The following is a 17,875-nucleotide window of genomic DNA, read 5'->3' on the forward strand; positions in this document are numbered from 1 at the left end:
TTTCGTTCTTGTACCCGTCACCCGCGATGACAGGCGGACCATCCGTTGCCCGTCGCGCTCAGTGCAGGCCGGCCACGTAATCGGCCACCGCCTTCACTTCGCTGTCCGACAGGCGCGATGCGATCTGATGCATCGGCTCGTTGTTGTTGCGTGCGCCCTGCTGGAAGGCCGTGAGTTGCGTGACCGTGTAATCGGCCCACTGCCCCGACAGGCGCGGATACTGCGCCGGGATGCCCTGCCCGGTCGGGCCATGACAACTGGCACACGCCGGCACGCCCTTCTCGGCGATCCCGCCACGGTAGATCTTCTGGCCCAGCGCGACCGTGGCCGCGTCGCGCGCGACACCCGGTTTTGCCGTTTGCGAACCGTAATAGGCGGCCACGTTACGCGCATCCGCCTCGCTCAACGCGCCGGCAAACCCGGCCATCACCGCACTGCTGCGCGCCGGTGCTTTCGCACCCGGCTGCGTCTTGAAATCGTGCAGTTGCTTGAGCAGATATTCGGGATGCTGGCCGGCCAGCTTGGGAAACGCCGCCGTTGCGCTGTTGCCGTCCGCGCCATGACACGATGCGCAGACCGCCGTGGCGATCGCCTTGCCGCGCTCGAGATCCGGCTTGGCCGGTTCCGCTGCGTACGCCTGTGTCGCGAAACCCGTGAACCCTGCCGCAACCTGAAGCGTGATCAGAGACTTGCACAGTCGATTCATTCGCACACCCTGTTTCGTCTTGTGGGAATTTGAGTTTTGCAAACGACGGTAGCCAGTCTACAGCAGAAAACCTCTGCAACCCGCCCGCAGGGCTTCGCGGAAACCGCCGTATTGTACAATATGGTGTTTAAAGCCCCGTTCCGGCTATCAGGGTTATTGCGCGGATTTCCGTGTATCCAACCGAGCGGATCATTGCGGGGCATCCCGCCTTCACGCGCGCCCCAGCGCGCCCTCGCCCCCCTCCGCTCCCATGGCCTTCCTGCTCCATCAAGCCCGTTTCTATACGACCGTCAATCATCTGCGCGATTTGCCGCCCACGGTGATCCCGGAAATCGCGTTTGCCGGCCGGTCCAACGCGGGCAAATCGACGGCAATCAACATCCTGTGCAATCAGAAACGGCTTGCCTTCGCGTCGAAAACGCCCGGCCGCACCCAGCACATCAATTATTTCTCGGTCGGCCCCGAAGCCGAACCGATCGCCAATCTGGTCGACCTGCCCGGCTACGGCTACGCGGAAGTACCCAACGCGGCCAAGGCGCATTGGGAAGCACTGCTGTCGGCCTATCTGAAGACCCGGTCCCAATTGCGCGGCATGATCCTGATGATGGATTCGCGCCGGCCGCTGACCGATCTGGACCGCCGCATGATCGAGTGGTTCGCGCCGACCGGCAAGCCGATCCACACGCTGCTGACGAAATGCGACAAATTGACTCGCCAAGAAAGCATCCTCGCGCTGCGCGGCACGCAGAACGAACTGAAGGCCTATCGCGAAGCCGGCTATGCAGGCGAGCTGACCTGCCAGTTGTTTTCGGCGCTCAAGCGCGTGGGGATCGACGACGCGCACACGCAAATCGAAGGCTGGCTGCGTCCGTCGGTCGCCGGCGAAAATGACGCAGCTGTAGCAGAATGACCGCTCCGCGCCGTAGAGGCGCGGCCCCGAACGGAGGCTTGCCGTCGGTTAGCGCATAAAAAAACCCGCCGTGAAACGGCGGGTCAAACAGCCTAATCAAACTACGACAGGCACCCGCTCAGGGAGGAGAAGCGGGGAGTGCCGCGCTTACGCGGAACTCGATCGCTATCATATACCATTGTCTCGAAATTTCACCGAAGGCTGCCGTAAGCCAACCTTCAGACTGATTCCAGCGATTCCGTCATGAGCCTCCATCCCTTGCATCGCCCGCGCAGAATGCGCCGCGACGATTTCTCGCGTCGCCTGATGCGTGAAAACATCCTCACCACCAACGATCTGATCCTGCCCGTCTTCGTCGTCGAAGGCACCAACGTGCGCCAGGCGGTGCCGTCGATGCCCGGCGTCGAGCGCGTCTCGGTCGATCTGCTGATGGGTGTGGCCGAACAATGCGTCGCGCTCGGCGTGCCCGTGCTGTCCCTGTTTCCGGCCATCGAGCCGTCGCTGAAGACGCCCGACGGTCGCGAGGCGACCAACCCGGCCGGCCTGATCCCGCGCGCCGTGCGCGAGCTGAAAAAGCATTTCCCGGACCTCGGCGTGCTGACCGATGTGGCACTCGATCCGTACACGAGCCATGGCCAGGACGGCGTGCTCGACGCCAACGGCTACGTGATCAACGACGACACGATCGAGATCCTGGTCGAGCAGGCGCTCGCGCAGGCCGAAGCCGGCGTCGACATCGTCGCGCCGTCGGACATGATGGACGGCCGGATCGGCTCGATCCGCGAAGCGCTCGAAAGCGACGGCCATATCCACACGCGCATCATGGCCTACTCGGCCAAGTTCGCGTCGGCGTTCTACGGCCCGTTCCGCGATGCGGTCGGCTCGGCCTCGAACCTCGGCAAGAGCAACAAGATGACGTACCAGATGGATCCGTCGAATTCCGACGAGGCGCTGCGTGAAGTCCGGCTCGACATCGAGGAAGGCGCGGACATGGTGATGGTGAAGCCGGGCATGCCCTACCTCGATATCGTGCGCCGCGTGAAGGACGAGTTCCGCTTCCCGACCTACGTCTATCAGGTCAGCGGCGAGTACGCGATGCTGAAGGCCGCCGCGCAGAACGGCTGGCTCGACCACGACAAGGTGGTGCTCGAATCGCTGCTCGCGTTCAAGCGCGCGGGCGCGGACGGCGTGCTGACCTATTTCGCGCTCGACGCGGCCCGGTTGCTGCGCGACCAGAAGTAAGCCGCGCGCGCCCGACGGCGCGCTGCGAAATGCAAAAACGGCGAAGCGTGTTCAGCGCTTCGCCGTTTTTCATGCGGCGGCGATGAGGCTCGCCGCCCCTGCTCAAGCCGCGGGCGAGGTCACCGGCGCACCGGCGCGATCGAGGCTGCGCAGGAAGCGGTCGGCCGCTTGATAGCCGACCACGCGGCCCAGCTCGTGCCCGTCGGCGCCGAACACGATGATGCCCGGCGGCCCGAACAAGCCGAAGCGCTTCAGCAGCGCCTGATCGTCGGCGTTATTGGCCGTGACGTCGGCGCGCACCAGATGCAGTTGCGCCAGGCGCGCCTGCACGCGCGGATCGGTGAAGGTCAGGTGCTCCATCTCCTTGCACGACACGCACCAGTCGGCATAGAAATCGAGCATCACGGGGCGGCCGGCGGTCTTGACCACCTGATCCAGCTCCGCGCTGGAGCGCACCGGCGCGAACACCGGGCCTTCGTGCGCGGCCGCCACCGCCGCGCCGGGCGCAGTGGCTGCGCCGCCTCGCGAGGCAAACACCGACAGCGGACGCAACGGATCGGTCGAACCGGCGGCGAGGCCCACCAGCAGCACCGCGGCCCAGATCGCGAACGCCGCGCCCACGCCCCGGCCCAGACGGCGCCAGATCGAGGTGCCGCCCGCGGCCGGCGTGAACAAGCCGGTCGCGGCGGCGGCAATCAGCAGCCAGAGCGCGGCCAGGCCGATCTGCAGCGACCCGCCGAGCACCGGCCAGACGATCCAGAGCGCGGCTGCAAGCAGCACCACGCCGAAGAACACCTTCACGCCGTCCATCCAAGCACCCGCGCGCGGCAGCAGCGTGCCGGCGCCCAGGCCGATGATCAGCAACGGCACGCCGAGGCCGAGCCCCATCGCGAACAGCGCGGCGCCGCCCAGCAACGCGTTGCCGGTGTGTGCGATGAACGCCAGCACGGCGAACAGCGGCGCCGTCATGCAGGCACCGACCACCAGCGCCGACAGCGCGCCCATCGTCGCGACCGCCAGGAAGCGGCCGCCGGAACGGCGGCTCGACGCCTGCGCGGCGCCGTCCTGCCAGCGTTGCGGCAGCGAGATGTCGATGCCGCCGATCAGCGTCAACGCGAACACCGTCAGCAGCAGGCCGAACGCGCCGAGCATCCACGGGTTCTGCAGCCATGCGCCGAGGCTCTGCCCGACCAGCGCCGCAGCAATCCCGAGCACCGTATAGACCAGCGCCATCCCCACCACGTAGGTCAGCGACAGCAGGAAACTGCGCGTGCGCGTGGCCTGCGTGCCTTCGCCGATGATGATCGCCGAGAGGATCGGGATCATCGGATAGGAGCAGGGCAGGAGGCTCAACACCATGCCGGCGACGAAGAACAGCGCGAGGATCGTCACGAAACCATGGCCTTCGAGCAGCGATTGAGCGTAATCGGCGCTCGTCACGCGCTCGTACCAGCTACCGTCGGTTGCAGCGGCGGTGGGGGTAGCAGCAGCCGGAGCGGATATCGACGGGGCCGCCGGGGAGGCAGGCGCTGCGGAGGATTGCGGCGCCACCGATTGCGCGGCCGCCGCCGTCAGCGCCGCGCCATCGACGTGCACCACATGCTCGGCCGGCGGATAGCAGATCCCGCCGTCGGCGCAACCCTGGGACGTCACCGACAGGTCGAACGGCCCGGACGCCTTCGTCACCGGCAGATGCACGACCAGGTCGCCGCGATAGGTTTCGACGTTCTTGGCGAACGTCTCGTCGTACTTCACATGTCCGGCCGGCATCTGCGCGTCGCCGAGCGTCGCATTGCCGCTCTTCACCGCGAACACGAAGCGCTCGCGGTACATGTAGTAGCCGTCCGCGATCTTGAAGTGCAGATCGACCTGCCCCGGCGCTTCGCTCGAACTGAAGCGGAACGCGACCGAAGGATCGAGGAAATCGGCATCGGCGCGCGCGGCCGACGACAGGCCGAACAGCGCCGCAAACAGGGCAAAACCGGCGAGCAGCAGGCGCCACCCGGTGGCCGTAAATTGACGATCAGACATGGAACAGGCGTTGAGTTTCGGCCGCCACCCAGGCGCCATAGGCGTCGGATGCGGTGGCCTGCCACGAGACGATTTCGGGCGTCTCGTAGGGATGATGGGACGCGATGAAGCGTTCGAGCTCGAGCGAGCGCTGGGCACTCGTCTTGAACAACAACTGGATCTCCTCCGCGGATTCGATCTTGCCCTGCCAGTGGTAACTCGAGCGGATCGTGCCGAGTTCCGACACGCAGGCCGCGAGCCGGCCGCCCAGCGCGCCATCGGCGAGCGAGCGGGCCGTGGCCTCATCGGGCACGGTCGTCATCATCAGAACGATCACCATCGACGTCTCCTGCGGCATTCGCAAAACGCCCTATCCTAACGCAGGCCCAGGCATTGCGCGCTCGGTGCGCTGCGCGGGCTTACAAAGCGCCAGGCAACAAAAAAGCCAGGCATCGGCCTGGCTTTTTGGGACAACGGATAAACCTTATTCCGTTTCCTGGATGTTCTCTTCCGAGACTTCCGGACGGTCGAGCAATTCGACCAGTGCCATCGGCGCGTTGTCACCAACGCGGAAGCCGAACTTCAGGATACGCAGGTAGCCGCCCGGGCGGGTCGAGAAACGCGGGCCCAGCACTTCGAACAGCTTCGTGACCGAGTCACGATCGCGCAGGCGGTTGAACGCCAGACGACGATTTGCCAGCGACGGCTTCTTGCCCAGCGTGATGAGGGGCTCGACAACCTTGCGCAGTTCCTTGGCCTTCGGCAGCGTGGTCTTGATGACTTCGTGCTCGATCAGCGAATTGGACATGTTACGGAGCATTGCCAGACGGTGGCTGCTCGTGCGGTTCAGTTTCCGCAAACCATGACGGTGACGCATTTTCAGTTTCCTTGATTCAAAGTTTTGATCCAGCTCTTCTATCGCGCCTCAAGGGCGCACGGGCCGGTAGAAAAAGCAAGACGCGGATTCTAAAGGAAAATCCGCGTCTTGACTAGATGACGACGCTATGACTGTCGTGCGATTACTTGTCGAGACCAGCCGGCGGCCAGTTTTCGAGCTTCATGCCGAGCGTCAGGCCACGCGAAGCGAGGACTTCCTTGATCTCGTTCAGCGACTTGCGGCCCAGGTTCGGCGTCTTCAGCAGCTCGTTTTCCGTACGCTGGATCAGGTCGCCGATGTAGTAGATGTTCTCGGCCTTCAGGCAGTTCGCGGAACGAACCGTCAGTTCGAGATCGTCCACCGGACGCAGCAGGATCGGATCGATCTGCGGCGCACGCGACGGTGCTTCCGCTGCCGTTTCCGTGCCTTCCAGCGCAGCGAACACCGACAGCTGATCGACCAGGATGCGAGCCGACTGGCGGATCGCTTCTTCCGGGGTGATCACGCCGCTCGTTTCGATGTTCATCACGAGCTTGTCGAGGTCGGTACGCTGTTCGACACGGGCGCTTTCGACCGAGTAGCTGACGCGGCGAACCGGCGAGAACGATGCGTCGAGCACGATGCGGCCGATGATCTTCGCGGAGTCTTCGCCATAACGACGCACGTTGCCCGGCACATAGCCGCGGCCCTTCTCGATCTTGATCTGAACGTCGAGCTTGCCGCCCTTCGTCAAGTGAGCGATCACGTGTTCCGGGTTGATGATCTCGCAGTCATGCGCGAGTTCGATGTCGCCGGCCGTCACGATCCCTTCGCCATCCTTGCGCAGCGTCACCGTGACTTCGTCGCGGTTGTGCAGCTTGAACACCACGCCCTTCAGGTTCAGCAGCAGGTTGACGACATCCTCTTGCACACCATCAAGCGTCGAATACTCGTGCACCACGCCGGCGATCGTCACCTCGGTCGGCGCATAGCCGATCATCGACGACAGCAGCACGCGACGGAGCGCATTGCCCAAGGTATGGCCATAGCCGCGTTCGAACGGCTCCATGACCACTCTCGCATGGTTCTCGCCAAGCGATTCCACGGCGATGATCTTGGGTTTCAACAAACTGGTTTGCATAGGTTTTCCTTTTCAATACCCTCGGCTCGTTACACCGATAAGGCTGACCGGTAACACCTGAAAATGAAGAGCCGAGGCCCTGCCGGCGCTTCGCAAGCAGGGTACCTCGGCTATCAATCCGATTAACGCGAATACAATTCGACGATCAGGCTTTCGTTGATGTCGCCTGCAATTTCAGCGCGCTCCGGCACTTGCTTGAACGTGCCTTCGAACTTCTTCGCGTCGACCGCGACCCAGCTCGGCATGCCGCCTTGTTCAGCCAGCGACAGCGCTTCGACGATACGCGCTTGCTTCTTCGACTTTTCGCGGATCGAGATGACGTCGCCAGCCTTGACTTGCAGCGACGGAATGTTCGACACGACGCCGTTCACCGTGATGGCCTTGTGGCCCACGAGCTGGCGCGCTTCTGCGCGAGTCGAGCCGAAGCCCATGCGGTACACGACGTTGTCCAGGCGCGATTCGAGCAGTTGCAGCAGGTTTTCACCCGTGTTGCCCTTGCGACGATCGGCATCGGCGAAGTAACGGCGGAACTGGCGCTCCAGCACACCGTAAATGCGCTTGACCTTCTGCTTTTCACGCAGCTGCGTACCGTAGTCGGACGTACGCGCACCCGAGGTGCGGCCGTGCTGACCCGGCTTGCTGTCAAGCTTGCACTTGTCGGCGAGCGAGCGGCGCGCGCTCTTCAGGAACAGGTCGGTGCCTTCGCGGCGGGACAGCTTGGCCTTGGGGCCGGTATAACGTGCCACTTTGTGTTTCCTCTATCTAGCTTCACGCGGCTGCAACAACCGCGCTAGTTCGTGCCCTTTGGGCCGAACGGTGGACTTAGTCAATCAACGCAATCAACTACGTTGCCCGTAGCCGCCCTGAGGCGACGACAGGCTGCACCGGGCATCCTTAGATGCGGCGGCGCTTCGGCGGACGGCAGCCGTTGTGCGGGATCGGGGTCACGTCGGAAATCGCCGTGATCTTGATGCCGAGGCCATGCAGTGCACGCACTGCCGACTCACGACCCGGGCCCGGGCCCTTGATACGCACTTCGAGGTTCTTCACGCCGTATTCCATCGCGACACGGCCTGCCGACTCGGCGGCAACCTGCGCTGCGAAGGGGGTCGACTTGCGCGAGCCCTTGAAGCCTTGGCCGCCCGACGTCGCCCACGCCAGGGCGTTGCCCTGACGATCGGTGATCGTGATGATCGTGTTGTTGAACGAAGCGTGGACGTGAACCACACCTTCCGCGACGTTCTTCTTAACCTTCTTGCGAACGCGTTGAGCCGCGTTATTGGAAGCCTTAGCCATGACGTTTTCCTGTAACTGTCAGCTTATTTCTTCAGCGCTTGAGCGGCGCGGCGCGGACCCTTACGGGTACGTGCATTCGTACGCGTACGCTGGCCACGCATCGGCAGACCCTTGCGATGGCGGACGCCGCGGTAGCAACCGAGGTCCATCAGGCGCTTGATGTTCATCGTCACTTCACGGCGCAGATCGCCTTCGACGACAAACTTGCCCACTTCTTCACGCAGCTTTTCGAGGTCTGCGTCGTTCAGGTCTTTGACCTTCTTCGAGAATTCGACGCCTGCTGCGACGCAAATGCTGCGAGCGCGCGTGCGGCCGACACCGAAAATCGCCGTCAGGCCGATCTCGGTATGCTGGTGATTCGGGATGTTAACCCCTGCGATACGAGCCATTGTTTTTCCTCAAACAAAAAGCGCAAACAAGCGCAATCAGCCTTGACGCTGTTTATGGCGCGGGTCCGAGCTGCAGATCACGCGAACAACGCCTTTACGCTTGATGATCTTGCAATTGCGGCAAATGCGCTTAACCGATGCCATCACTTTCATGATATTACCCTTTTTACAAATCACTTCGCCCGGAACACGATCCGCGCACGCGACAGATCGTAAGGCGTCAATTCAACCGTCACCTTGTCGCCCGGAAGGATACGGATGTAATGCATCCGCATCTTGCCCGAGATATGCCCCAGTACGACATGGCCGTTTTCCAGCTTCACACGGAAGGTAGCATTGGGAAGGTTTTCAACCACCTCACCCTGCATCTGGATCACATCGTCTTTGGCCATGATCGTTCAACGCACTGGAATGTTGCCGCCCTTGAAATTGGCTTTCTTGAGCAGCGACTCATACTGTTGCGACATAACGTACGACTGCACCTGCGCCATGAAGTCCATCGTGACGACGACAATGATCAGCAGCGACGTTCCACCAAAATAAAACGGTACATTCCAACGCAGCACCAGAAATTCCGGGAGCAGACACACGAAGACGATGTAGATCGCACCGGCCAGCGTCAGACGCGTGAGGATGCGGTCGATATATCGTGCGGTTTGGTCGCCCGGACGGATGCCCGGAACAAACGCGCCGCTTTTCTTCAGGTTATCCGCCGTTTCCCTGCTGTTGAACACCAGTGCGGTGTAGAAGAAGCAGAAAAACACGATCGCCAGCGTGTACAACAGCACATACACCGGCTGACCCGGCTTCAGCGCTTCCGCCACATTATGCAGCGTGTCGGAAAGCCAGCTCTTGTGCTCACCCGAACTGAACCAGCTCAGGATCGTTGCCGGGAACAGGATGATCGACGATGCGAAGATCGGCGGAATCACGCCCGACATGTTCAACTTCAGCGGCAGGTGCGACGACTGCCCACCGTAAATCTTGTTGCCTACCTGACGCTTCGCGTAATTCACGAGGATCTTGCGCTGACCGCGTTCGATGAACACGACCAGGTAAGTCACCGCAGCGATCAGCACGACGATGATGATCGCCGACGCATAACCCATTGCGCCCGTGCTCACCAGATCGAACAGCGAACCCACCGAGTTCGGAAGCCCCGATGCGATACCGCCGAAGATGATGATCGAAATACCGTTGCCCAGACCGCGTTCCGTGATCTGCTCGCCGAGCCACATCAGGAACATCGTGCCGGTCACCAGCGTGACGACCGTCGTGAGACGGAACAACACGCCCGGATCGATCACGAGCCCCGGCTGATTGCCCAGCGCAGCCGCGATGCCGAAGGCCTGGAACGTAGCCAGAACGACCGTAAAGACACGCGTGTACTGCGTGATCTTCCGTTGCCCCGCCTGCCCTTCCTTCTTCAGCGCCTCGAGCTGCGGCGAGACGATCGCCAGCAACTGCATGATGATCGACGCGGAGATGTACGGCATGATCCCCAGCGCGAAGATCGTAAAGCGGGACAACGCACCACCCGAGAACATGTTGAACATGCCCAGGATGCCGCCTGACTGGCTCTGGAACAGCTTCGCCAGTTGATCCGGATCGATACCCGGAACCGGGATGTGCGCGCCGACGCGATAGACGAGCAACGCCAGGAGCAAGAACATTGCTCGCCGGCGCAGATCGCCGAACTTCGCCGTGCTACGACCGGGTTTTGCGAGACTCGGGCTGTTAGCCAAGTATCTTCTCCGATGCAGATGCTAGTAACGGCACGTGAGTGCGTTACTCGGCAAACGAACCGCCAGCCGCTTCGATCGCTGCGCGCGCCGACTTCGTCGCACCGAGACCCTTCACGACAATCTTGCGCTTCAGTTCGCCCGTGGCGATGATCTTTGCGCTCTTCGTCAGCTCGCCGACCAGGCCGGCTTGCTTCAGTGCGAGCAGATCGATCTCGTCGACCGGCAGCTTCTCGAGGTCGCCCAGACGCACTTCACCGACGAATTCCTTCGTCAGCGACGTGAAGCCGCGCTTCGGCAGACGACGTTGCAGCGGCATTTGACCGCCTTCGAAGCCAACCTTGTGGAAACCGCCCGAACGCGATTTCTGACCCTTGTGACCACGGCCGGCCGTCTTACCGAGGCCGGAACCGATGCCGCGGCCGACGCGACGCTTAGCATGCTTCGCGCCTTCTGCCGGCTTCAGGTTATTCAATTCCATATCAACTCCTAGATCGGTAGTCGGCGCTTAGCCGATGACCTTAACAAGGTACGAAACCTTGTTGATCATGCCGCGCACCGCCGGCGTATCCTGCAGCTCGCTGACCGAGTTGAGGCGACGCAGACCCAGGCCACGCACGGTGGCACGGTGAGTTTCGCGGGTCCCAATCAGGCTCTTGACGAGCTGAACCTTGACAGTTTTATCAGACATGGTGACCACCGCTTAGCCCAAAATTTCTTCGACGGACTTGCCGCGCTTGGCAGCAATGTCAGCCGGCGTCGACTGCTTGCGCAGGCCGTCGAGCGTTGCACGAACCAGGTTGTACGGGTTCGTCGAGCCATGGCTCTTCGCGACGACGTTTTGCACGCCCATCACGTCGAACACGGCACGCATCGGACCACCAGCGATCACGCCCGTACCATCCTTCGCCGGAGCGAGGAGGACAGCGGATGCGCCGTGCTTGCCGTGCACTTCATGTTGCAGCGTACCGTTCTTCAACGGCACCTTGAACATGTTGCGGCGAGCCTGCTCCATTGCCTTCTGGACAGCAACCGGCACTTCCTTCGCCTTGCCCTTGCCCATGCCGACGCGGCCATCACCGTCGCCAACCACGGTCAGTGCGGCGAAGCCGAGAATACGGCCACCCTTCACAACCTTGGTCACGCGATTGACCGAAATCATTTTTTCGCGAAGGCCGTCGTCGCGCTCGTCGGCCTGAACTTTCGCTTGCATCTTTGCCATGACGAATTCTTCCTTAGAACTTGAGCCCAGCTTCGCGAGCTGCATCAGCCAGCGCCTTCACGCGGCCATGGTAGCGGAAGCCCGAGCGGTCAAAGGCGACGGATTCGATGCCGGCGGCCTTGGCCTTCTCGGCGATACGCTGACCGATCAGAGTCGCTGCATTGACGTTGCCGCCCTTGCCCGACAGATCAGCCAGCTGCGCACGCACTTCGGCTTCGAGCGTCGACGCACTGGCAACCACCTTGGTGCCGCACGGCGAGAACACTTGAGCGTAGATGTGCGAATTCGTGCGATGCACGGCGAGACGCGCGACCTGCAGCTCAGCGATCTTGATACGCGTCTGGCGAGCGCGGCGCAGGCGAGATTGAGTCTTATCCATGATTGCGCACCCTTACTTCTTCTTCGTTTCTTTGAGGATCACAACCTCGTCGGAATAGCGCACGCCCTTGCCCTTGTAGGGCTCCGGCGGACGGTAACCGCGAACTTCCGCAGCTACTTGACCGACTTGTTGCTTGTTGATCCCCTTGATCACGATTTCGGTTTGCGTCGGGGTTTCAGCCTTGATGCCTTCCGGCATCTGGTGCACCACCGGGTGCGAGAAACCCAGCGACAGGTTCAGCTTGTCGCCTTGCGCCTGCGCACGATAACCAACGCCAACCAGCGTCAGCTTGCGCTCGAAACCCTTGGTCACGCCTTGCACCATGTTCGCGATAATCGCGCGCATCGTGCCCGACAGTGCATTTGCTTCGCGGCTTTCGTCGACCGGCGCCAGGTTCAGCGTGCCGTCGTTGTTCACCACCGTCACAAGCGGATTCACCACTTGCGCGATCGTGCCCAACGGACCCTTCACGGTGATGGAGCCGTTTGCCAACGTCACCTCGGCGCCTTGCAGCGCGATCGGGCTTTTACCTACTCGAGACATATTCTTTCTCCTCGATTAAGCGACGTAGCAGATGACTTCGCCGCCGACGCCGGTAGCGCGCGCCTTGCGATCAGTCATCACGCCCTTGGGCGTCGACACGATTGCCACACCCAGGCCATTCATGACCTGAGGGATGTCATTGCGACCGCGGTACACGCGCAGGCCAGGCTTCGAAACGCGCTCGAGGCGTTCGATGACCGGGCGGCCAGCGTAGTACTTCAGTGCAATATTCAGTTCTGCCTTCGCGCCTTCGGTCTTGATCGCGAAATCATCGATGTAGCCTTCGTCCTTCAGGACTTGGGCGATCGCGATCTTGACTTTCGACGAGGGCATTGCCACCGACACCTTCTCGACCATCTGCGCGTTGCGGATGCGAGTCAGCATATCGGCGATAGGATCACTCATGCTCATTTACGTTTCTCCTATTACCAGCTCGCCTTGGTCAGGCCAGGAATCTCGCCGCGGAAAGCGATTTCACGAATCTTGTTACGCGCGAGGCCGAATTTACGGAACGTGCCACGCGGACGGCCCGTAATCGCACAGCGGTTACGCTTGCGGGTCGGGTTCGAATTGCGGGGCAGTTGTTGCAGTTCGAGACGTGCGGTGTAGCGCTCTTCGTCCGACTTGCTCGCGTCGTCGATAACCGCCTTCAGTGCTGCACGCTTCGGTGCGAACTTTGCTGCCAGGCGAGCACGCTTCTTTTCACGTTCGATCAGTGCCAGTTTAGCCACGGTAACCTCAGTTTCTGAACGGGAACTTGAAGCTGGCGAGCAGTGCCTTCGCTTCGTCGTCGGTCTTCGCGGTCGTCGTGATGCTGATGTTCAGCCCACGCAGCGCGTCGATCTTGTCGTAATCGATTTCGGGGAAAATGATCTGCTCTTTCACACCGATGTTGTAATTGCCACGGCCGTCGAATGCACGACCCGACACGCCGCGGAAATCGCGCACGCGGGGCAGGGCAACCGTCACGAAACGATCGAGGAATTCGTACATCGCACGACCACGCAGCGTCACCATCGCACCGATCGGATAGCCTTGACGGATCTTGAAGCCTGCAATTGCCTTGCGAGCCTTCGTCACGACGGGCTTCTGACCAGCGATCTTCGTCAGATCGCCAACGGCGTTCTCGATGATCTTCTTGTCAGCGATCGCTTCGCCAAGGCCCATGTTCAGGGTGATCTTGGTGATGCGCGGCACTTCCATGATCGACTTGTAGCCGAACTTCTCGACCAGGCCGGGAACTACCGTTTCTTTGTAAAACTCTTGAAAACGTGCCATTTCTATACTCCGGTCAGGCCAGCACGGCACCAGTCGTCTTCAGAAAGCGGACCTTCTTGCCTTCTTCGACCTTGATGCCAACACGCGAAGCCTTGCCGTTCGCGTCGACCAATGCGACGTTCGAAATGTTCAGCGGCATCGTCTTCGCTTCCACGCCACCCGTCGTACCCTTCATCGGGTTCGGCTTCACATGCTTCTTGACGAGGTTGATACCTTCGACAGTGACATGTTCGGCACCGACGGCCAGCACGACACCGCGCTTGCCCTTGTCCTTGCCGGTGATGACGATGATTTCGTCACCCTTGCGAATCTTATTCATCGCGACTCCTTACAGCACTTCCGGCGCCAGCGAAACGATCTTCATGAATCGTTCGCTACGCAGCTCACGCGTGACCGGCCCGAAAATACGGGTGCCGATCGGCTCGAGCTTGTTGTTCAAAAGCACAGCGGCGTTGCCGTCGAACTTGATCAGCGAACCGTCTTGACGACGTACGCCCTTGGCGGTGCGAACCACCACGGCGTTGTAGATTTCGCCTTTCTTCACGCGCCCGCGCGGCGTTGCTTCCTTGACGGTCACCTTGATGATGTCGCCAATGCTGGCATAACGACGCTTCGAGCCGCCGAGCACCTTGATGCACAGAACTTCGCGTGCACCCGTGTTGTCGGCCACTTCAAGCCGAGATTCGGTCTGGATCATGGTTTATCTTTCCCAACTTAATCCGGATACCCCACCATGAGGCATACGGTCAGTCTTGGTCCCGTCAGCCAATCGGCTGCTTGGGTTTGAACAGCAGCGACGGCAAACGAAACCCGCCATCGCAAATCGGTGAATCTATCGAACTGACAGGACGTCAGCCCGCTTCCCCCACCGAGACTTTGCCCGCGACGGGGCTCCCATACAGAGGGAAGACCGGGATTATAACAAATAATCCCGGCCACGCAAGCAAAAACTTTGCGACTTCAAGCACTGCTACTGCTTGTGGGCCTTTCGGCCCTCCCGCTTAGATGACGCGGGCTGCTTCGACCAGGCGCGACACCGTCCAGGCCTTCGTCTTCGAGAGAGGACGCGTTTCCTGGATCTCGACGAGATCGCCTTCGTTGTAGGTGTTAGCCTCGTCGTGCGCGTGATACTTCTTCGAGCGCACAACGTACTTGCCGTAGATCGGATGCTTGACGCGGTTTTCGATCAGCACCGTGACGGTTTTATCCATCTTGTTGCTGACAACCCGACCGACGAGCGTCCGCTTGAGCGAGGTTTTTACGCTATCGTTCATTTCTGGTTCGCCTTCTGAGTCAGGACGGTCCGCACACGAGCGATGTCGCGACGCACCTTCTTCAGCTGGCTCGTGTTCGTGAGCTGCTGGGTCGCGAGTTGCATGCGCAGGCCGAATTGCGCCTTAAGCAGATCCGACAGCTCCTTGTTGAGCGCTGCCTGATCTTTCTGGAGAAGTTCGGAAGCCTTCATATTTTCTCCTTAGGCGCCGAGCTGACGAACGATGAACGCCGTCTTCAGCGGCAGCTTCGCTGCAGCCAGACGGAACGCTTCGCGTGCCAGTTCTTCGGTTACGCCATCCATTTCATACAGCATCTTGCCCGGCTGAATCTCGGCGACGTAGTACTCAGGGTTACCCTTACCGTTACCCATCCGCACTTCGGCCGGCTTCTGCGAAATCGGCTTGTCCGGGAAAATGCGAATCCAGATACGGCCGCCACGCTTGATGTGACGCGTCATGGCACGACGCGCCGCTTCGATCTGACGCGCGGTCAGACGGCCGCGACCGATAGCCTTCAGGCCGAATTCACCGAACGAGACGGCGTTGCCGCGCGTCGCGATACCGGTGTTGCGACCCTTCTGCTCTTTACGATACTTTCTGCGTTTCGGTTGCAGCATCGTTATTCTCCAGTCTTGCCGTCTTCCGGCTTGCCTGCAGCGCGACGCGGAGCGCCACGACGGGCACCCGGACCACCGCCTTCACCGTCACGGCGCGGACGACGATCGCCCGGACGCGCGTTACGGCGCGGACGCTTGTCTTCCGTCACTTCCTCGACCACCGGCGCGTCGTTGCGGCCCAGCGTATCGCCCTTGTACACCCACACCTTGACGCCGATGATGCCGTAGGTCGTCTTCGCTTCCGAGGTCGCGTAGTCGATGTCGGCACGCAGCGTGTGCAGGGGCACGCGGCCTTCGCGGTACCACTCCGTACGTGCGATTTCGATGCCGTTCAAACGGCCCGCGCTCATGATCTTGATGCCTTGGGCACCCAGACGCATGGCGTTTTGCATCGCACGCTTCATCGCGCGGCGGAACATGATCCGACGCTCGAGCTGTTGCGTGATCGAGTCGGCGATCAACTGAGCATCGGTTTCCGGCTTGCGGATTTCCTCGATGTTGACGTGAACCGGAACGCCCATGCGGCGTTGCAGTTCTGCCTTCAGTTGCTCGATGTCCTCACCCTTCTTGCCGATGACGACGCCCGGACGCGAGCTGTAAATCGTGATCCGTGCGTTCTTCGCCGGGCGCTCGATGACGACGCGACCGACCGAAGCGTTCTTCAGCTTCTTCTTCAGATACTCACGGACGCCGATGTCTTCCTGCAGCATCGCCGCGAAATTGTTGTTGTTCGCGTACCAACGCGAAGCCCAATTGCGGCTGACGGCCAAACGGAAGCCAGTCGGATGAATTTTCTGTCCCATCGTGCGACCCCTTAATTCCCGACCGTCACAGTGATGTGACAGGATTGCTTCTCGATGCGGTTACCGCGGCCTTTGGCGCGCGCGGTAAAACGCTTCAGCGACGCTGCCTTGTCGACGAGGATGCTCTTGATCTTGAGCTCGTCGATATCCGCGCCTTCGTTGTGCTCCGCATTGGCGATGGCCGACAAAACGACCTTCTTCACGATGCCGGCGGCTTTCTTCGGCGAGAACGTCAGAACGTTCAGTGCCTTGTCCACCGGCAAACCGCGGATCTGGTCAGCCACCAGGCGCGTCTTCTGCGCCGAAATGCGGGCACCGCGATGAATTGCTTTCACTTCCATCTTGATTGCCCCTTATTTCTTGGCCTTCTTGTCGGCCGCGTGACCCTTGAACGTCCGGGTCAGTGCGAACTCGCCAAGCTTGTGGCCGACCATGTTTTCCGAGATGTACACCGGTACGTGTTGACGGCCGTTATGCACGGCGATCGTCAGACCAATGAAATCCGGGAGAATCGTCGAGCGACGCGACCAGGTCTTGATCGGCTTCTTGTCGCGCGTAGCTGCAGCTGCCTCAACTTTCTTCAGCAAATGGGCGTCGCAGAACGGACCTTTTTTAACAGAACGTGCCATTGCCTACTCCTTAGCGCTTATGACGGCGCTGGACGATCATCGTCGTCGTGCGCTTGTTGCTACGCGTACGGAAGCCCTTCGCCGGCGTGCCCCACGGGCTAACCGGATCGCGGCCTGCCGCGGTCTTGCCTTCACCACCACCGTGCGGGTGATCGATCGGGTTCATCGCGACACCACGGACCGTCGGGCGGATACCGCGCCAACGATTTGCACCGGCCTTACCGATCTGACGCAGGCTATGCTCTTCGTTGCCCACTTCACCGATCGTTGCGCGGCACTCGATGTGCACGCGGCGGATTTCGCCCGAACGCAGACGAACCTGCGCGTAGACGCCTTCACGCGCCAGCAGCATGGCCGACGTGCCGGCCGAGCGCGCGATTTGCGCACCCTTGCCCGGCAGCATCTCGATGCAGTGGATCGTCGTACCGACCGGAATGTTGCGGATCGGCAGCGTGTTGCCTGCACGGATCGGTGCTTCCGAACCCGACAGGAGTTGCTGGCCAACCGTCAAACCCTTCGGCGCGATGATGTAGCGACGCTCGCCGTCTGCGTACAGAACCAGCGCAATGTTCGCGCTACGGTTCGGGTCATACTCGAGACGTTCGACCTTCGCCGGGATGCCGTCCTTGTTGCGACGGAAATCGACGATACGGTACTGTTGCTTATGACCACCGCCCTTATGGCGGGTGGTGATGCGGCCGTTGTTGTTACGGCCGGCGGTCACGCTCTGCGAGTCGAGCAGGGCCGCGAACGGCTTACCCTTGTGCAGATCCTTGTTGACCACCTTGACCATCGCACGGCGACCCGGCGAAGTCGGCTTAACTTTAACGATTGCCAT

30 protein-coding genes are annotated in these 17,875 nt (G+C 61.2%); 2 read left to right on the forward strand and 28 right to left on the reverse strand.

The features are described 5' to 3' along the window. Nucleotides 1–58: 58 nt before the first annotated feature. Nucleotides 59–706 carry a c-type cytochrome gene (locus AB4851_RS34000; protein ID WP_414450507.1) on the reverse strand — a complete coding sequence of 216 codons (648 nt, stop codon included), beginning with the start codon at nt 704–706 and terminating at the stop codon, nt 59–61. 250 nt (nt 707–956) lie between these two features. Between AB4851_RS34000 and yihA the strand changes: the two genes are divergently transcribed. Then, complete coding sequence (yihA, locus tag AB4851_RS34005; protein ID WP_414450508.1) at nt 957–1,616, forward strand: ribosome biogenesis GTP-binding protein YihA/YsxC; 660 nt, start codon at nt 957–959, stop codon at nt 1,614–1,616. 243 nt (nt 1,617–1,859) lie between these two features. Further along, the gene (gene hemB, locus AB4851_RS34010; RefSeq protein WP_414443699.1) at nt 1,860–2,858 is read left to right on the forward strand and encodes a porphobilinogen synthase; all 999 of its coding nucleotides are present in this window, start codon (nt 1,860–1,862) and stop codon (nt 2,856–2,858) included. Nucleotides 2,859–2,960: 102 nt separating this feature from the next. On the opposite strand, the gene dsbD is transcribed toward hemB, so the two are convergent. From dsbD to rplB, 27 genes are all read right to left on the reverse strand, one after another. Beyond that, nucleotides 2,961–4,889 (reverse strand): protein-disulfide reductase DsbD, encoded by a 1,929-nt coding sequence (dsbD, locus tag AB4851_RS34015; protein ID WP_414450509.1) that lies wholly within the window; start codon nt 4,887–4,889, stop codon nt 2,961–2,963. Then, nucleotides 4,882–5,208 (reverse strand): divalent-cation tolerance protein CutA, encoded by a 327-nt coding sequence (gene cutA / locus AB4851_RS34020; RefSeq protein WP_414443697.1) that lies wholly within the window; start codon nt 5,206–5,208, stop codon nt 4,882–4,884. The genes dsbD and cutA overlap by 8 nt, the downstream gene beginning before the upstream one ends. A gap of 144 nt (nt 5,209–5,352) precedes the next feature. Next, nucleotides 5,353–5,745: a 50S ribosomal protein L17 gene (gene rplQ / locus AB4851_RS34025; RefSeq protein WP_414443696.1), complete on the reverse strand. Its 393-nt coding sequence runs from the start codon at nt 5,743–5,745 to the stop codon at nt 5,353–5,355. 142 nt (nt 5,746–5,887) lie between these two features. Beyond that, on the reverse strand, nt 5,888–6,865 hold the full coding sequence (locus AB4851_RS34030; RefSeq protein WP_414443695.1) for a DNA-directed RNA polymerase subunit alpha: 978 nt from the start codon (nt 6,863–6,865) through the stop codon (nt 5,888–5,890). Between the two features lie 122 nt (nt 6,866–6,987). After that, the gene (gene rpsD / locus AB4851_RS34035; RefSeq protein WP_414443694.1) at nt 6,988–7,611 is read right to left on the reverse strand and encodes a 30S ribosomal protein S4; all 624 of its coding nucleotides are present in this window, start codon (nt 7,609–7,611) and stop codon (nt 6,988–6,990) included. A 148-nt stretch (nt 7,612–7,759) separates the two neighbouring features. Further along, entirely contained in the window at nt 7,760–8,161 is a 402-nt protein-coding gene (gene rpsK / locus AB4851_RS34040; RefSeq protein WP_012734376.1) for a 30S ribosomal protein S11, read from the reverse strand. 23 nt (nt 8,162–8,184) lie between these two features. Continuing rightward, nucleotides 8,185–8,550 carry a 30S ribosomal protein S13 gene (rpsM, locus tag AB4851_RS34045; RefSeq protein WP_013696382.1) on the reverse strand — a complete coding sequence of 122 codons (366 nt, stop codon included), beginning with the start codon at nt 8,548–8,550 and terminating at the stop codon, nt 8,185–8,187. A gap of 36 nt (nt 8,551–8,586) precedes the next feature. Beyond that, the gene (gene rpmJ, locus AB4851_RS34050; RefSeq protein WP_004199844.1) at nt 8,587–8,703 is read right to left on the reverse strand and encodes a 50S ribosomal protein L36; all 117 of its coding nucleotides are present in this window, start codon (nt 8,701–8,703) and stop codon (nt 8,587–8,589) included. Nucleotides 8,704–8,723: 20 nt separating this feature from the next. Beyond that, the gene (infA, locus tag AB4851_RS34055; protein ID WP_012734373.1) at nt 8,724–8,942 is read right to left on the reverse strand and encodes a translation initiation factor IF-1; all 219 of its coding nucleotides are present in this window, start codon (nt 8,940–8,942) and stop codon (nt 8,724–8,726) included. A gap of 6 nt (nt 8,943–8,948) precedes the next feature. Next, complete coding sequence (gene secY / locus AB4851_RS34060) at nt 8,949–10,295, reverse strand: preprotein translocase subunit SecY (protein WP_414450510.1); 1,347 nt, start codon at nt 10,293–10,295, stop codon at nt 8,949–8,951. Nucleotides 10,296–10,338: 43 nt separating this feature from the next. Continuing rightward, nucleotides 10,339–10,773, reverse strand: coding sequence for a 50S ribosomal protein L15 (gene rplO / locus AB4851_RS34065; protein WP_206125767.1), 435 nt, complete (start codon nt 10,771–10,773; stop codon nt 10,339–10,341). A 27-nt stretch (nt 10,774–10,800) separates the two neighbouring features. Then, complete coding sequence (gene rpmD / locus AB4851_RS34070) at nt 10,801–10,983, reverse strand: 50S ribosomal protein L30 (RefSeq protein ID WP_028199571.1); 183 nt, start codon at nt 10,981–10,983, stop codon at nt 10,801–10,803. A gap of 12 nt (nt 10,984–10,995) precedes the next feature. Then, on the reverse strand, nt 10,996–11,514 hold the full coding sequence (rpsE, locus tag AB4851_RS34075; protein ID WP_206125780.1) for a 30S ribosomal protein S5: 519 nt from the start codon (nt 11,512–11,514) through the stop codon (nt 10,996–10,998). Nucleotides 11,515–11,527: 13 nt separating this feature from the next. Further along, nucleotides 11,528–11,893 carry a 50S ribosomal protein L18 gene (rplR, locus tag AB4851_RS34080; RefSeq protein ID WP_206125766.1) on the reverse strand — a complete coding sequence of 122 codons (366 nt, stop codon included), beginning with the start codon at nt 11,891–11,893 and terminating at the stop codon, nt 11,528–11,530. 12 nt (nt 11,894–11,905) lie between these two features. After that, entirely contained in the window at nt 11,906–12,436 is a 531-nt protein-coding gene (gene rplF / locus AB4851_RS34085; RefSeq protein WP_414443692.1) for a 50S ribosomal protein L6, read from the reverse strand. Nucleotides 12,437–12,451: 15 nt separating this feature from the next. Continuing rightward, complete coding sequence (gene rpsH, locus AB4851_RS34090; RefSeq protein WP_206125764.1) at nt 12,452–12,847, reverse strand: 30S ribosomal protein S8; 396 nt, start codon at nt 12,845–12,847, stop codon at nt 12,452–12,454. Between the two features lie 14 nt (nt 12,848–12,861). After that, entirely contained in the window at nt 12,862–13,167 is a 306-nt protein-coding gene (gene rpsN, locus AB4851_RS34095) for a 30S ribosomal protein S14 (RefSeq protein ID WP_414443691.1), read from the reverse strand. 7 nt (nt 13,168–13,174) lie between these two features. Continuing rightward, nucleotides 13,175–13,714, reverse strand: a complete 540-nt coding sequence (gene rplE, locus AB4851_RS34100) for a 50S ribosomal protein L5 (protein ID WP_206125762.1) — start codon at nt 13,712–13,714, stop codon at nt 13,175–13,177. Nucleotides 13,715–13,727: 13 nt separating this feature from the next. Beyond that, complete coding sequence (rplX, locus tag AB4851_RS34105) at nt 13,728–14,033, reverse strand: 50S ribosomal protein L24 (protein WP_414443690.1); 306 nt, start codon at nt 14,031–14,033, stop codon at nt 13,728–13,730. Nucleotides 14,034–14,042: 9 nt separating this feature from the next. Continuing rightward, nucleotides 14,043–14,411 carry a 50S ribosomal protein L14 gene (gene rplN / locus AB4851_RS34110; RefSeq protein WP_206125760.1) on the reverse strand — a complete coding sequence of 123 codons (369 nt, stop codon included), beginning with the start codon at nt 14,409–14,411 and terminating at the stop codon, nt 14,043–14,045. Between the two features lie 304 nt (nt 14,412–14,715). Then, a complete protein-coding gene (gene rpsQ / locus AB4851_RS34115) occupies nt 14,716–14,988 on the reverse strand; it encodes a 30S ribosomal protein S17 (RefSeq protein ID WP_414443689.1) in 273 nt (90 codons plus the stop codon). Next, nucleotides 14,985–15,179: a 50S ribosomal protein L29 gene (rpmC, locus tag AB4851_RS34120; RefSeq protein WP_004199856.1), complete on the reverse strand. Its 195-nt coding sequence runs from the start codon at nt 15,177–15,179 to the stop codon at nt 14,985–14,987. The genes rpsQ and rpmC overlap by 4 nt, the downstream gene beginning before the upstream one ends. Nucleotides 15,180–15,188: 9 nt before the next feature. Beyond that, nucleotides 15,189–15,605, reverse strand: a complete 417-nt coding sequence (rplP, locus tag AB4851_RS34125) for a 50S ribosomal protein L16 (RefSeq protein WP_013696371.1) — start codon at nt 15,603–15,605, stop codon at nt 15,189–15,191. Nucleotides 15,606–15,607: 2 nt separating this feature from the next. Continuing rightward, a complete protein-coding gene (rpsC, locus tag AB4851_RS34130; RefSeq protein ID WP_414443688.1) occupies nt 15,608–16,408 on the reverse strand; it encodes a 30S ribosomal protein S3 in 801 nt (266 codons plus the stop codon). Between the two features lie 11 nt (nt 16,409–16,419). Further along, on the reverse strand, nt 16,420–16,749 hold the full coding sequence (gene rplV, locus AB4851_RS34135) for a 50S ribosomal protein L22 (protein WP_206125757.1): 330 nt from the start codon (nt 16,747–16,749) through the stop codon (nt 16,420–16,422). Nucleotides 16,750–16,761: 12 nt separating this feature from the next. Further along, nucleotides 16,762–17,037: a 30S ribosomal protein S19 gene (gene rpsS, locus AB4851_RS34140; protein WP_042623627.1), complete on the reverse strand. Its 276-nt coding sequence runs from the start codon at nt 17,035–17,037 to the stop codon at nt 16,762–16,764. A gap of 10 nt (nt 17,038–17,047) precedes the next feature. After that, the gene (gene rplB, locus AB4851_RS34145; protein ID WP_414450511.1) at nt 17,048–17,875 is read right to left on the reverse strand and encodes a 50S ribosomal protein L2; all 828 of its coding nucleotides are present in this window, start codon (nt 17,873–17,875) and stop codon (nt 17,048–17,050) included.

Origin of the sequence: Burkholderia sp. 22PA0099 (genome assembly GCF_047497165.1) — a bacterium.
Lineage (GTDB): Bacteria > Pseudomonadota > Gammaproteobacteria > Burkholderiales > Burkholderiaceae > Burkholderia.

Bases quoted from the DNA above. Each gene is read 5' to 3' on its own strand.
- AB4851_RS34000 (WP_414450507.1), bottom strand. From the start codon at position 706: ATGAATCGACTGTGCAAGTCTCTGATCACGCTTCAGGTTGCGGCAGGG.
- yihA (WP_414450508.1), top strand. From the start codon at position 957: ATGGCCTTCCTGCTCCATCAAGCCCGTTTCTATACGACCGTCAATCAT.
- hemB (WP_414443699.1), top strand. From the start codon at position 1,860: ATGAGCCTCCATCCCTTGCATCGCCCGCGCAGAATGCGCCGCGACGAT.
- dsbD (WP_414450509.1), bottom strand. From the start codon at position 4,889: ATGTCTGATCGTCAATTTACGGCCACCGGGTGGCGCCTGCTGCTCGCC.
- cutA (WP_414443697.1), bottom strand. From the start codon at position 5,208: ATGGTGATCGTTCTGATGATGACGACCGTGCCCGATGAGGCCACGGCC.
- rplQ (WP_414443696.1), bottom strand. From the start codon at position 5,745: ATGCGTCACCGTCATGGTTTGCGGAAACTGAACCGCACGAGCAGCCAC.
- AB4851_RS34030 (WP_414443695.1), bottom strand. From the start codon at position 6,865: ATGCAAACCAGTTTGTTGAAACCCAAGATCATCGCCGTGGAATCGCTT.
- rpsK (WP_012734376.1), bottom strand. From the start codon at position 8,161: ATGGCTAAGGCTTCCAATAACGCGGCTCAACGCGTTCGCAAGAAGGTT.
- rpsM (WP_013696382.1), bottom strand. From the start codon at position 8,550: ATGGCTCGTATCGCAGGGGTTAACATCCCGAATCACCAGCATACCGAG.
- rpmJ (WP_004199844.1), bottom strand. From the start codon at position 8,703: ATGAAAGTGATGGCATCGGTTAAGCGCATTTGCCGCAATTGCAAGATC.
- infA (WP_012734373.1), bottom strand. From the start codon at position 8,942: ATGGCCAAAGACGATGTGATCCAGATGCAGGGTGAGGTGGTTGAAAAC.
- rplO (WP_206125767.1), bottom strand. From the start codon at position 10,773: ATGGAATTGAATAACCTGAAGCCGGCAGAAGGCGCGAAGCATGCTAAG.
- rpmD (WP_028199571.1), bottom strand. From the start codon at position 10,983: ATGTCTGATAAAACTGTCAAGGTTCAGCTCGTCAAGAGCCTGATTGGG.
- rpsE (WP_206125780.1), bottom strand. From the start codon at position 11,514: ATGGCAAAGATGCAAGCGAAAGTTCAGGCCGACGAGCGCGACGACGGC.
- rplR (WP_206125766.1), bottom strand. From the start codon at position 11,893: ATGGATAAGACTCAATCTCGCCTGCGCCGCGCTCGCCAGACGCGTATC.
- rplF (WP_414443692.1), bottom strand. From the start codon at position 12,436: ATGTCTCGAGTAGGTAAAAGCCCGATCGCGCTGCAAGGCGCCGAGGTG.
- rpsH (WP_206125764.1), bottom strand. From the start codon at position 12,847: ATGAGCATGAGTGATCCTATCGCCGATATGCTGACTCGCATCCGCAAC.
- rplE (WP_206125762.1), bottom strand. From the start codon at position 13,714: ATGGCACGTTTTCAAGAGTTTTACAAAGAAACGGTAGTTCCCGGCCTG.
- rplX (WP_414443690.1), bottom strand. From the start codon at position 14,033: ATGAATAAGATTCGCAAGGGTGACGAAATCATCGTCATCACCGGCAAG.
- rplN (WP_206125760.1), bottom strand. From the start codon at position 14,411: ATGATCCAGACCGAATCTCGGCTTGAAGTGGCCGACAACACGGGTGCA.
- rpsQ (WP_414443689.1), bottom strand. From the start codon at position 14,988: ATGAACGATAGCGTAAAAACCTCGCTCAAGCGGACGCTCGTCGGTCGG.
- rpmC (WP_004199856.1), bottom strand. From the start codon at position 15,179: ATGAAGGCTTCCGAACTTCTCCAGAAAGATCAGGCAGCGCTCAACAAG.
- rplP (WP_013696371.1), bottom strand. From the start codon at position 15,605: ATGCTGCAACCGAAACGCAGAAAGTATCGTAAAGAGCAGAAGGGTCGC.
- rpsC (WP_414443688.1), bottom strand. From the start codon at position 16,408: ATGGGACAGAAAATTCATCCGACTGGCTTCCGTTTGGCCGTCAGCCGC.
- rplV (WP_206125757.1), bottom strand. From the start codon at position 16,749: ATGGAAGTGAAAGCAATTCATCGCGGTGCCCGCATTTCGGCGCAGAAG.
- rpsS (WP_042623627.1), bottom strand. From the start codon at position 17,037: ATGGCACGTTCTGTTAAAAAAGGTCCGTTCTGCGACGCCCATTTGCTG.
- rplB (WP_414450511.1), bottom strand. From the start codon at position 17,875: ATGGCAATCGTTAAAGTTAAGCCGACTTCGCCGGGTCGCCGTGCGATG.